Below are 12,782 nucleotides of genomic sequence, written 5' to 3'. Positions count from 1 at the left end.
CTCATCCATTGCATCATGAGAGATATGGTCATTAACCCTGCAATAAAAGAAAAAATAATACCATAAACGGCATATTCTAAAATTTCAAAATTTTGCGCGCGATAAAATTGTAACCCCTTATAAATACCAGAAGCCATGATGATTGGGATGGATAATAAAAAAGAAAATTTTGCAGCTTCTGTCCGTTCATAATTTAATAATCTTGCCATACTTATGGTAATACCCAAACGGCTTACACCTGGTAAAAAGGCAAAAGCTTGGGCAAATCCAATAATAAGAGCATGACCAATTGTAAGATGTTCAAATTTTCTGATGGTTAACCCCATTTTATCACAAAGATATAAAAGAATACCAAATCCTATAAGAGCCCATCCTATCAAAGATAAATCATAAATAAATTCTTGGGCATATTGATCAATAAGATATCCGGCGATTAAAGCTGGAGGTGTGGCTAATAAAAGAATAGCTATTAAGGTTCCACCATAATCAATTTGGCCTATCGTAAGTCTTAAAGTGCCGATTAACATGCTTTTTACATCATCCCAAAAATACACAATGATAGCTATCATTGTGCCAATATGAAAAGCGACATTCATACCTAATCCCTGATTACACCATCCTGTTAAGGCAGGTATAAGTGTAAGATGGGCAGAAGAACTGACAGGGATAAATTCTGTTAATCCTTGCACGAGGGCCAAAGTTAAAATTTGATAGACTTCCAAATAAGACCCCCTTGGGTGTTGGATTTAATTTAATAAATAATAATAAATTTAGATTAGATTTAATAAACTATCAGTTTTTATTTTTAGCAATACAAAAATTACATTAATTTTCTGTATTTGAGGGAAGATTAATGTCTAATTTTTCAATATTACGTTGGGCAAGCTCCCCTGTAGGTGTATCTTTAGCTAGTTTAAGAACCTCTATCCAATCTTGCCTTGCTCCTTCATTATCTTGAGAGAGACGTTTTAATATTCCTCGTTCTAAGAGGGCTTCAGGATAATGAGAATTAATAAGTAAAGCCTGATTGATATCTTTTTTTGCATCATCTAATTGATCTAGAATCCTGTAAACAGTACCGCGATAAACAAGGGCTTCAATTTTTTGGGGTGATAAAGTTAAAGCTTGATTAAAATCTGCTAATGCTTCCTGGTATTTTCCTGATTCAACAAGAATCACACCACGGTCAATAAAAAGATCAATATTTTGGGGGTCCAGATTAAGAGCACGACTTTGAAGAAGATAAGCAAAATCAAGACGATCAGCTTGATACCAAGCCTGCGCTGCTTGACCTAAAAGTTCTGCGGCCAAACTTTCTTCCCCTTTATTAATTAATGTTGCTGCTTTTTCTAAGCGCAAGGCAGCTTCAGGAAATTTATTTAATTGAATAAGAGCAATTGCAATGCAATGTTCAGCAGGTGCCCCACCTCCCTCTTTGGACCAAGCTAATGCAGATTCAAAGCCTTCTTCGGGTTTGCGTCGTGCCAAGGTCATACATGCATTATATTCTTGTGCTTGTCTAAATTCTAAATTAGGGTTGTTAAAAGATGCGGCATAAGAGAAATGACAATAAAAATGCACAAGAAAATAAAGTAAATATAATTTTTTGCAATAATATAAAAATTTATATAAATGCTTCATAGCAATCATGGAAAAATTATTTCAACCACGTCAGTTATTATGTTTGGGTTTTGGGTATACAGCACGTGCTTTTTATCATTATTTACAAAAATATAATATAAGAATTATAGCAAGTTATCGGACGAAAGATAAACAAGAATTTGATAATAATCAAAATTTGGTACCTTTTCAGTTTGATTTTAATTCAAATGAAAAAATTCCAGAAAAATTACTAGAAGATGTTGATTCAATTTTAATTTCTATTCCCCCCACAGATGAAGGGGATCTTGTTATATCTAAACATCGAGAATGGTTATTAAAAATATCTTCACGTGTAAAATGGATTGGTTATTTATCAGCGACAAGTGTTTATGGGGATTGGCAAGGGAAATGGGTAGATGAGAAGAGTAATCTTTTAGCCCAAACTGAACGAGGGAAAAGGCGGATAAAAGCAGAAAAATCTTGGATGGATTTGTGGCAAAATTTTAATTTACCTATTCATATATTTAGACTAGCAGGTATTTATGGACCAGGCCGAAATGTGTTAGAAGATTTGGTTGCTCAGAAAGCACGCCATATTATTAAACCTGGTCAAGTGTTTAATCGCATATATATAGACGATTTAATTAAAATATTAAGCTTATCTTTAGCGTATCCGACACCTGGAAAAATTTATAATATTTGTGATGATTTACCCTGTTTTAATGAAGATATCTTAAATTTTGCGACCAACCTTTTGACTTGTTCTTATCCTTTAACAACAGATCTTAATGATCCCAATCTTACCCCGATGATAAAAAGTTTTTATGTTGATAATAAACGCATTTCAAATCATAAAATGAAGGTTGAATTTGGTGTCCAATTAGACCAACCTACCTATAAACAAGGATTAATTACTCTTTATAATACGAATAAAAATTATTTTTCAAAACACTAAAGATAATTCTATATTTCTTTAAGAAAAGAATTTAAAAGAATAATTTGGTTTTTTATTAAAAAACGGTTTGCTATGATAAAGCGATCATTTTATTGATTTTAATAAAGTTGTTATTATTGTTGTAGACGTGATTGTAGATAACGAGGAAAAAAATGGTTTTTGATAAAAATGTTAATTTGGATTCATATAAATTAAATGAATCACTTAAACCATGGCCTTCTTATCACAAAAAACCCGTTGTTTTACAAATATTGTCAGAAGCATCTTTATCAAGTTCATCAAGAGCTGCCATTGATATAGCCGCTGCAGTCCATAAAGCGGGCGGATTTTCTTTTGTTGCATCGTCAGGTGGGCCGCTTGTAGGTGATATTGTAAGATCAGGGGCAAAGCATATTGAATTGCCTCTTAATCGTAAAAATCCAATCACGATGCGGTTTAATGTTATGCGGCTTTTAATGCTTATTTGGCGATATAAAATTAATATTATTCATTTGCATCACAGAGAACCAGCCCCCTCAGTTTTAAAAGCTATCAAACGTGCTGAATGTCATTTGATCACAACCTTCCAAGATTTATATGATAGAAATGGAGGGCTTCGGAAAAATTATTATGAAATTATGACAAAAGGCGACAAAATTATTGCTGTATCTGATTTTATGGCGGATGTTATTCGTGATAATTATTCTGTACCAGAAGATAAAATAAGAGTGATTCATCAAGGGGTAGATCTTTTACGTTTTGATCCAGAACGTGTTGGGGCAGAACGTTTAATTCAATTATCAAGCCAATGGCGATTGCCAGATGGGGTGCCTATTGTTTTGATGCCTACAAAGCTTTTGCGTTGGAAGGGTCATGAGCAAATGATTCAAGCTATGGCCCGATTGCGTAAGCTTGACTTTTTTTGTCTTATGATTGGGTACAATGAAAAAAGTCATAATTATTATGCAGAATTAGAAGCTTTGATCCAACAACATGGGCTAAGCGATAAGGTTTATATCTATAATGAATGTAAAGATATGCCCGCAGCTTATATGTTGTCAGATGTGGTGGTTTGTCCATCAATTAAGCCAGAGCCCTTTGGCTGTATCATTTCTGAAGCCCAAGCCATGGGAAGACCGGTGGTTGCAGCCGATCATGGGGGGGTTCGTGAACAAGCACAATTTGGAAGAATGGTATGGTTGGTTCCACCCAATAACCCAGGTATGTTAGCCGATGCTATTGCTCAAGCTCTTCATCTTTCTGTGAATGAACGTAAAGTATTAGCGCGGGAAGCTATTGCCAATGTTCATGCACGATTTTCCAAAGAACTTATGTGTGAAAAAACGCTTCAAGTTTATTGGGAAATATTGCGAAGCGATCTTGGGTCGTAAAAAATTATTTTAAATTTCTAGGTCTCATAGGAAACAGCTTGTGCACTTGAAAAAGTAGTAGGTAGGCCAATTCTTACCATAATGTCTTTGTCCTATTTCGTCATTTATTTTTATCACTCAGACCAATTAAATGAAAAATGGCAACTTTGATACAAACATAATGATGCCGGTTTGTCGATTGCTGATTATTTTCAAAAACTATAAATATTATTATTTTCTAAGGGTTTAATTTAATACTTAACTTTTAAATTAATTAATAAAATCTCTTTTTAGAGAGATCATTTCAATAATTTAAAAAATAAGACTAGACAAACCTTTCAAAATGTGATAGGAATAAGCCTATAATATTAACAATCCTATAAATTCAATTAATTTTAGAAAGGATTATCATGTCTGGTAGCTTTGAAAATATTCCTTATGATCCAATTATAGGACAAAAAATTTGTATAAAAATTACGCAGGGATATGGGTTAGAAAATTTAGGGGATGAATTTCCAAATTTAGATCAAATAATGATATGGCTTTGTGACCAAGAAGAATTTTTTGCAAAATATCAAAGAGCTAAACATTTATATTCAGATATTTTAACGGATCGTGCCAATGATATTGTAAAAAATGCTTATAATTTATTAGAAAATCCTAATTCTACTTTAACAATTTCACAAAGATTGGCTTATAGTCGTATGGTACTTGCGACAACAAAATGGATGGTCAATCACTATGCACACCCTTTGAATCCTAAAACGATTCAACCTTCCCCAACTCAAGCAAAAAGACTACAAAAGATTAAAAATTGGGTTAATCCTCGAGGCAATAATTTTGTTAAAGATAAACAATATAATCAAATAAATGCATATGAAAAAAATATGTCTAAAGAACCAACACATTCTCCTTTCTAAGAGACGGCTATAAATTTAGGGTTTGTATAAATTATTATCTTAAAACCTGGTATAAATATGATTAAGCTTTGATGATAAGATCAGCTAATAGAAATAGTTCAAGTGATCATTATGGTAATTATATACTAACCAAAAAAATGGTAGATAATGAAGGTTACATCAATGGTTTTTGTGTTATTTATTTCGACTCGGGAAGAGGTTGGGGATTATCGCTTAAGGAACGTAACCAACCAATAATATTAACGCGGTCTTCGGTTTTTTTAAATCCTGGAAAACTCATTTTAGTGCCTGGTGCATAATCTTTTGGGGATGCTAAAAAAATATTTAACTCTTCATAATTCCAAGGTTTATCAATAGAAGATATAGCTTTACTATAAGGAAAATCGGCAGCATGGCCGTGTTTATTTCCCACAATATTCCAAAGATTAGGCCCAACCTTATTGGGTCCACCTTTTTCAAAACTATGACAGCTTAGGCATTTTTTTGATAAAGCTTCACCGGCTGTTACATCAGCTTTCGCTAATAAAGGACTGATAGGTTCAATTACTTTGGGTGCGGCATCTTTTTGTGCTGTAACTGTTTCTGGCAACTCTATAGCAGGTTTTTCAGTATAATGGGGTTGGACAAGATGTTTGGCTATTTGGCCACTTACCATGGCGATCAAACCACCGGTTAATAAAGCAGCAATGATTTTATTTTTTTCAAAAGATGACATAATATAGCTAAAATCTAACCCAAAACTTTAATTAAAATAATCTTATAATTTTCAAATCATAGCTATAAACTATTTTTAAAACAGTGTGTCACTATGACGCATAATGGCTAATATTTATAAAATAAATATTGGGCTATTTAATTAAAAATAACCCAATATTTCAAGCTTTATGTAATTACAAATTACTTAGCTGGTGCAGAAGCTTTAACAGCGCTAACAATTTGATTGTACGCATCTGCAAAAGCTGCAGCTACAACTTTACCTTCGGCTGTGTTTGTATAGCTACCGGCACCAACGGCACCACCGTAACCACCCCCAAAGCCTGATAATCCACCAAGAATAGACATATCAGATTTGGATGCACTTCCCTCGGCAGCAGCAATTTGAAGACCACTGCGGTTATCTGTAATAGCTAACATAGTTTGGGCTTCTTTGAATTTTAACCCACCTGATAAAGCACCACCAACATAGGGAACAAAGGCAGCAAGCCCACCACCGATACCACCTGCATCTTGATTTGAGAAAATAACATTAGGTGTTAAACTGTAATCTGCAGCTACGATTTGACCGCCACCAAAGTTACTTCCTTGTTTAAGTTGGCCAGAACTCATTAATTGGCGTTCTCTCATGATGTTATTCATGGCTTGTCCACGATCTACAATTTGGAAACAATTACTTTGTTGAACCATTAAACGTAATAAGGGGACAGGTGATTGAAGTCCATATTGAGCAAGGCCTGGTATCTCGTTTTCAACCAAAGCAATTGTTCCCATAGGACGTTGACAATGTTGCAAGGTAGAACTTGCATTACTGCTACCACCAGGACCTGCGGATCCTGTTGTTACGGTCTTTGCACTGCTGCTACCCATTTGCATGTCGGTATTACAGCCACTAAGACTAACTAAACCTGTGAAAATTACGGTTGTTAATAAAATTTTTTTAAACACTGCGTAAAACCTCTTATATTAAATTTATGTTACTGTGAAATTACGATAGAACTTTAACATAATATATTTAAGATTAATTGTGCATTTTCTCTTACAATAGCTAGAAATCCATGGCAAGATAGTTATTCCAATTAATGCTTTTAATAAGTTCTAATTGGATATTTCATATCATATAAATTCTATTTTATAAACAAATTTTAGTAATTATATGTTAACACCGATTACACTTGTTCCTATTGGTATTATTCATTCTTCCAGAAAGAATAGGGAAGATGATCATTGGGATGATGTTGAATCTATAGTAGAACTTGATGCCCAAGTTTTTTCTGAAGAATCTCTCCAAGGATTAAATAATTTCTCACATTTAGAGATTATTTTTTTTATGCACCAAGTTGCTGATCAAACGATTGAAACAAAGGCACGACACCCGAGAGATAGATTAGATTTGCCCAAAATAGGTATTTTTGCCCAACGGGCTAAACATAGACCCAATAAACTTGGACTTTCATGTTGTAAATTGATTTCTATTGAGAAAACAAATATCATTGTCCAAGGATTAGATGCGCTCGATCAAACCCCACTTCTTGATATTAAACCCTATGTTCAAGAATTTGGTCCCCGGGGTGATGTTTATCAACCTAATTGGATGACAGAAATTATGAAGGTTTATTATTAGAATAGTATGTTTTTAAAAAAATTTATATTTTTTATTATAGGGATTAATTTCATATTCCCCTCTGCTTTGGCAGAAGATATGTCATTTGCTTTTAAAGAAAACATTACCTTATTTTATAAGGTAAAACGTAATAATGAAGAAGTGGGATATTATAAAATGGCTTTTAGTCAGGAACAACAAAAGCAAATTGTTTCAATTGAAGCTGAGGTTATTGTAAAATGGTTAGGGGTTGCGTTCTATCGATTTGAACATCAAGCGCGAGAAGAATGGAAAGATGGAAAATTAATTTTATTAGACGCAACAACAAATGATAATGGTAAAGATCGTGAAGTCAAAGCCACACAAATAGAAAATAAAATACAACTTATTTATAATGAAAAAGATCCTCAATATTTGGATGAAACACTTATTCCATCAAGTTTATGGAACATAAATTTAGTTAACCAAGATTCTATTTTAGATACGGTAAGAGGAAAAATAAGAAAGATTAAAGTCATTAATCATGGGGCAGAAAATTTATTAATAGGATCACATAAAATAGAAACTAACCACTATGAATTAACCGGTGAATTTAATCGTAACATATGGTACGATCATAACAAAAATATAGTTAAAGTTTTGGCTTATTTTAAAGATGGATCATTGATTGAAATAGAGCGTCAATTTATATCATGATTTTTTCAATAGTTTAATCAATAGATATAAGAGTTTGTAATGGGGAATTTATTGTGAAAAATAATATAAAAGCTGTATGGGTATTTATTTTCTTCTTAATTAATATGTCAACCCATGCTGAAGAAATAAAACTAGGTGTAGAGCAACAAAAGACTCTCTTTTTAACTATTTATAATGATGATTTAGCTTTGATCAAAGATCAAAGAGAAATCCAATTCCAAAGTGGCATTAATGATCTTGCCTTTATTGATGTAAGCTCTTTGATAAAACCAGAAACAGCGTCCCTTTATGCCCTTAATGATCCAACATTTTCTGTGATAGAACAAAATTTTAATTTTGATTTATTAACACCCCAAAATCTTCTTCAAAAGTCAATTGGCAGCAAAGTTAAAGTGATACCACCTTTATCCCAACCCCGAACAGATAAAGTTGAAGATGCAGAAATTTTAAATGTGGCAGAAGGGAATGCTATTCTTAAAATAGGTAATCGTATTGAAATAGTGACGCCAGAGCGTATTATTTATTCATCTCTTCCACCTTATTTAAGACCAAAACCAACCTTAGTTTTAAAAGTAAAAACCGAAAAAACAAATTCCGGGTCGATAGAATTAAGTTACTTAACCAGGGGATTTTCATGGCGTGCTGATTATGTGGCGCTTCTTAATCAAGATGAAAATAAACTTGATCTTAAAGGATATGTGACCTTAATCAACCAAACAGATAATGTGTATCAAAATGCCCATATTCAACTAGTGGCTGGTACAGTTAATCAAGTTTATGAAGGTGGGGGGGCTAGAGAAAAAATGGATATGGTAAGACAGCCCATGGCGATGGCAGCGGTTGCACCGCTACCCGCCTCGCAATCTTTTTTTGATTATCATATTTACACTTTAGATACACCCATAACACTTTTGCAAAACCAAACTAAACAAGTGGCGTTATTATCAGTTTCAAATGTCAAAGCCCTTAAAGAATATAAATTTGCAGATTTAACGCAAAATTATGTTTTAATGAAACAGGCTGACGAATCTGAACAAATTCATCCCGTGGTTAATTTAACAATGGACAATAAAAAAGAAGCGGGCTTAGGCTTGCCTTTACCCAAAGGTATTGTACGTGTTTATAAAAATGATGAAAAAGGCCAAGGAATTTTTTTGGGTGAAGATTCGATAGAGCATATACCAGAATCAAGTTCTGTGAACGTCATGTTGGGACAAGCTTTTGATGTAACTGCAAAACCAAGACAAGTAAGTTTTGAACAAATAGCAAAAAATATTTATGAAAGTGCTTATGAAATTGATATTGAAAATGCAAAAAAACAAAAAATTTTTGTGACCTTTATAGAAAATTTTCCAGGTGAATGGAAAATTGTGCAAACAAATTTTCAAAATGACTCTAAAAATACAAAACAAGCGAAATGGATAGTCCCAGTCGAAGGTCAAAATAAAGCTAAATTAACATTTAAGGTTAGAGTGAAATTACCCGAATAAGCTTAGCCTAAATGATAGGACATAATTTCTTTTTTTATTTTTCCAATAGCTTCGGCTGGATTTAATCCTTTAGGACATGTTTTGGTACAATTCATAATGGTATGACATCTATACAGACGAAAAGGATCTTCCAAATTTTCTAACCGTTCTTTTTTGGCACTGTCACGGCTATCAGCAATCCATCGATAGGCTTGTAAAAGAATAGCAGGCCCAAGATATCGATCCCCATTCCACCAATAGCTGGGGCAAGCGGTTGAACAACAGAAACATAAAATGCATTCCCATAAACCATCAAGCTTTGCTCGTTCTTCAGGAGATTGAATTCTTTCCTCAGATGGAGCAGGGCCATCATTTTTAAGCCAAGGCTCAATCGAGGCATATTGCTTATAGACAGTTGAAAGATCGGGAACTAGATCCTTAATGACATGCATGTGGGGTAGGGGATAAATTTTAATATCTCCTTTTATATCTGAAATATATTTGGTACACGCCAAGGTGTTAGTGCCATCAATATTCATGGCACAAGAACCACAAACCCCTTCACGGCATGAACGACGAAAGGTCAATGTTGAATCAATTTCATTTTTTATTTTGATTAACGCATCTAAAATCATAGGACCACATTCTTTGGTATCAATTTCATAATGATCTATATGGGGGTCTTGATGATCATCTGGATTCCAACGATATATTTTAAAAGTTTTAATGGAATTAGATGACTTTGATGCTTTATATTTTTTTCCTTCTTTAAAATTGGAAGGGATAAGTGATAAAGGTATCATTTTTAAACCTCAATTAAAATTAATAGACCCGCTCTTGCGGAGGAAAAGGTTGAATTTCTTGACTTAAAGAATTTGTATGGACGGGGCGATAATCAATTTTAGTTTGACCATTTTCATCACACCAAAATGCGGTATGTTTTAACCAATCTTTATCATTCCTTTTACTAAAATCTTCACGTGCATGTGCACCTCTGCTTTCTTGGCGATTAGAAGCTGAACAAATGGTGCCAAGGGCTTGAATAAGTAAATTTTGGAATTCTAATCCTTCCATGAGATCACTATTCCAAATTAAAGAGCGATCTTGAACAGATAAATATTTTTGCTGTTCCCATACTTTCTTTAATTTTTCTATGCCGATGGATAAACTTTCACCTGTTCGAAAAACAGCGCAATCACTTTGCATAATTTTTTGCATTTCAAGACGTAATTGGGCTGTTGGCATATGTTCTTTACTATGTCTTAAAGTATCTAATCTAGACAAAGCCAATACTTCAGAAGAAGCCGGTAAAGCTTTGGCAGGTGTATTTGGTTTAATAAGCTCTGCGCAGCGTAGTGCCGCAGCTCTACCAAAAACAACCAAATCTAATAAAGAATTGGATCCAAGTCTATTTGCCCCGTGCACTGATACGCATGCAGCCTCCCCAATTGCCATAAGTCCTGGGACAACAGCATCTGGATTCCCATCACGAATAGTTAAAACCTCCCCTTTATAATTTGTGGGAATACCACCCATATTGTAATGGCATGTAGGAAGAACAGGGATAGGTTCTTTGGTTACATCAACACCTGCGAAAATCCGTGCCGTTTCGGCAATACCTGGCAGTTTTTCATGGATAACTTTGGGATCTAAATGTTCAAGATGAAGATGAATATGATCTTGATGAGAACCAACCCCGCGTTTTTCACGAATTTCGATTGTCATAGCACGACTTACAACATCTCGGGATGCTAAATCTTTAGCTGAAGGCGCATAGCGTTCCATAAAACGTTCACCTTGATTATTCGTTAAATAGCCACCTTCTCCTCGGGCACCTTCGGTAATAAGACATCCAGATCCATAAATGCCTGTGGGATGGAATTGAATAAACTCCATATCTTGAAGCGGTAATCCCGCGCGCAATACCATAGCATTACCGTCACCTGTACATGTATGGGCAGATGTGCATGAAAAATATACTCTCCCATACCCTCCGGTTGCTAAAATAGTCATGTGGGATCTGAAACGATGAATAGTTCCATTTGTCAAATCCCATGTCACAATTCCACGACATTCGTTTTCGCCATCCATAATTAAATCAAGGGCAAAATGTTCGATAAAAAACTCGGCCCTATTTTTAAGGGCTTGTTGATAAAGTGTATGCAAAATGGCATGTCCTGTGCGATCTGCAGCGGCACAGGTACGTTGGGCAATGCCTTTACCAAAATGGGTTGTCATGCCCCCAAAGGGTCTTTGGTAAATCTTTCCTTCGTCCGTGCGGGTAAAGGGTACCCCATAATGTTCAAGTTCAATAATAGAAGGTGCAGCTTCTCTAACCATATATTCGATCGCATCTTGGTCTCCGAGCCAATCTGACCCTTTAACAGTATCATACATATGCCAATACCAATTATCTTCCCCCATATTCCCAAGGGCGGCACTTATACCACCTTGGGCTGCAACAGTATGGCTTCGTGTTGGAAAAACCTTGGTAATGCATGCTGTTTTCAATCCTTTTTCTGCAAGCCCTAATGTGGCTCTAAGGCCGGCACCCCCAGCACCAACCACAATAACATCATAAGTGTGGTCAATAATGGGATAAGCGATATTTCCAATTGTAAAAGTAGAATTTGGATTTTTTGAAACTGTACTCAATGGGGGTCTCCCAATATAATAAATAATAAAGTTAAGCAACTAAATCCGGCTAAGAATATGCATAAAAATTTATTAATAAGAAGCAAAACAATTTTAGGGGTTGAATGATGCACATAATCTTCAATTATTGTATTAAGTCCTATTTGTGCATGCCAAAATATTGAAATCATCATAGCCATCATAAGGAACGCAGACAAAGGGGATGAAAGCCATGAAATTACTTCTTGGTAACTTTGATTAAAATGGGTCAAAAGGCTGGTTATAAACCATAAAGAAAGGGGGATTAGAACGAGTGCTGTTAGACGTTGTATCCACCAATGATCAAACCCACCTTTAAAATTATCAGATTTTTTAATAGAAAAATTTTTGCTCATGGAAATGATCTAACTTTATTTTTGATGATTAAAAGATACAAATTAAAAATACTTTAATATATGTCCCCACATAAGGCAGGTTATAACAATTGATAAAAATAAAGTGATATAACCGCTATAATATATATGGGTTAAATGATATCCTTTTCCAAAATCCCAAAAGAGATGCCGGATACCATTAACTAAATGATAAAAAAAAGCAAATGTCCAAAAGAATAAGAGAAGTTTAACAATCCATAATTGAAAAATTGATTGCATTTGTATGTAAGATTGAGCTCCTGCTGCAAGTGACCAAATCCAATAAACAAATATTAAAGATCCCACAGATAAGAAAATCCCACTTAGTCGATGAAAGATAGAAAATAAGGAGGTTAATTGAATACGATAAATTGTTAAATGGGGGGAAAGTGGCTGTGCGGTTGATTTAGGTGGCTTAAGCATTTTT

14 protein-coding genes are annotated in these 12,782 nt (G+C 34.4%); 6 read left to right on the top strand and 8 right to left on the bottom strand.

Annotated features, from left to right (window positions below; genetic code table 11):
- Nucleotides 1-722, bottom strand: a 722-nt coding sequence (locus tag K1X44_07770) for an undecaprenyl-diphosphate phosphatase (protein ID MBX7147189.1), incomplete at its 3' end; no start/stop codon positions are given.
- A gap of 103 nt (nt 723-825) precedes the next feature.
- Entirely contained in the window at nt 826-1,641 is an 816-nt protein-coding gene (locus K1X44_07765) for a tetratricopeptide repeat protein (GenBank protein ID MBX7147188.1), read from the bottom strand.
- Nucleotides 1,642-1,648: 7 nt separating this feature from the next.
- Here K1X44_07765 and K1X44_07760 point away from each other — a divergent pair, with 7 nt between their 5' ends.
- The 3 genes from K1X44_07760 to K1X44_07750 all read left to right on the top strand — a co-directional run bounded on the left by K1X44_07760 (nt 1,649) and on the right by K1X44_07750 (nt 4,826).
- Nucleotides 1,649-2,557: an SDR family NAD(P)-dependent oxidoreductase gene (locus tag K1X44_07760; protein ID MBX7147187.1), complete on the top strand. Its 909-nt coding sequence runs from the start codon at nt 1,649-1,651 to the stop codon at nt 2,555-2,557.
- A 152-nt stretch (nt 2,558-2,709) separates the two neighbouring features.
- Nucleotides 2,710-3,927 (top strand): glycosyltransferase family 4 protein, encoded by a 1,218-nt coding sequence (locus K1X44_07755; GenBank protein MBX7147186.1) that lies wholly within the window; start codon nt 2,710-2,712, stop codon nt 3,925-3,927.
- 389 nt (nt 3,928-4,316) lie between these two features.
- The gene (locus tag K1X44_07750) at nt 4,317-4,826 is read left to right on the top strand and encodes a hypothetical protein (protein ID MBX7147185.1); all 510 of its coding nucleotides are present in this window, start codon (nt 4,317-4,319) and stop codon (nt 4,824-4,826) included.
- Between the two features lie 178 nt (nt 4,827-5,004).
- Here the strand turns inward: K1X44_07750 and K1X44_07745 are convergent, their stop codons facing one another.
- On the bottom strand, nt 5,005-5,541 hold the full coding sequence (locus K1X44_07745) for a cytochrome c family protein (protein MBX7147184.1): 537 nt from the start codon (nt 5,539-5,541) through the stop codon (nt 5,005-5,007).
- 182 nt (nt 5,542-5,723) lie between these two features.
- Complete coding sequence (locus tag K1X44_07740) at nt 5,724-6,488, bottom strand: peptidoglycan-binding protein (protein MBX7147183.1); 765 nt, start codon at nt 6,486-6,488, stop codon at nt 5,724-5,726.
- Between the two features lie 208 nt (nt 6,489-6,696).
- Between K1X44_07740 and tsaA the strand changes: the two genes are divergently transcribed.
- The 3 genes from tsaA (at nt 6,697) to K1X44_07725 (ending at nt 9,329) form a co-directional block, all read left to right on the top strand.
- On the top strand, nt 6,697-7,164 hold the full coding sequence (gene tsaA, locus K1X44_07735; GenBank protein ID MBX7147182.1) for a tRNA (N6-threonylcarbamoyladenosine(37)-N6)-methyltransferase TrmO: 468 nt from the start codon (nt 6,697-6,699) through the stop codon (nt 7,162-7,164).
- Between the two features lie 78 nt (nt 7,165-7,242).
- Nucleotides 7,243-7,839, top strand: coding sequence for a hypothetical protein (locus K1X44_07730; GenBank protein ID MBX7147181.1), 597 nt, complete (start codon nt 7,243-7,245; stop codon nt 7,837-7,839).
- A gap of 53 nt (nt 7,840-7,892) precedes the next feature.
- Nucleotides 7,893-9,329, top strand: a complete 1,437-nt coding sequence (locus K1X44_07725; protein MBX7147180.1) for a DUF4139 domain-containing protein — start codon at nt 7,893-7,895, stop codon at nt 9,327-9,329.
- 2 nt (nt 9,330-9,331) lie between these two features.
- Here K1X44_07725 and K1X44_07720 read toward each other — a convergent pair whose 3' ends face one another.
- Genes K1X44_07720 through sdhC form a run of 4 tightly spaced genes read right to left on the bottom strand, consistent with a single transcriptional unit; the run spans nt 9,332 to nt 12,778 of the window.
- Complete coding sequence (locus tag K1X44_07720) at nt 9,332-10,111, bottom strand: succinate dehydrogenase iron-sulfur subunit (protein ID MBX7147179.1); 780 nt, start codon at nt 10,109-10,111, stop codon at nt 9,332-9,334.
- Between the two features lie 19 nt (nt 10,112-10,130).
- On the bottom strand, nt 10,131-11,924 hold the full coding sequence (gene sdhA / locus K1X44_07715) for a succinate dehydrogenase flavoprotein subunit (GenBank protein MBX7147178.1): 1,794 nt from the start codon (nt 11,922-11,924) through the stop codon (nt 10,131-10,133).
- A gap of 35 nt (nt 11,925-11,959) precedes the next feature.
- Nucleotides 11,960-12,337: a succinate dehydrogenase, hydrophobic membrane anchor protein gene (sdhD, locus tag K1X44_07710; GenBank protein ID MBX7147177.1), complete on the bottom strand. Its 378-nt coding sequence runs from the start codon at nt 12,335-12,337 to the stop codon at nt 11,960-11,962.
- Between the two features lie 42 nt (nt 12,338-12,379).
- Nucleotides 12,380-12,778: a succinate dehydrogenase, cytochrome b556 subunit gene (sdhC, locus tag K1X44_07705; protein ID MBX7147176.1), complete on the bottom strand. Its 399-nt coding sequence runs from the start codon at nt 12,776-12,778 to the stop codon at nt 12,380-12,382.
- Between the last annotated feature and the right edge of the window lie 4 nt (nt 12,779-12,782).

This window comes from Alphaproteobacteria bacterium (assembly GCA_019695395.1).
In the GTDB taxonomy this organism is placed as follows: Bacteria; Pseudomonadota; Alphaproteobacteria; order JAEUKQ01; family JAIBAD01; genus JAIBAD01.
Note: the sequence above shows the minus strand (reverse complement) of the source record. Positions and strands in the feature narration are given on the sequence as shown.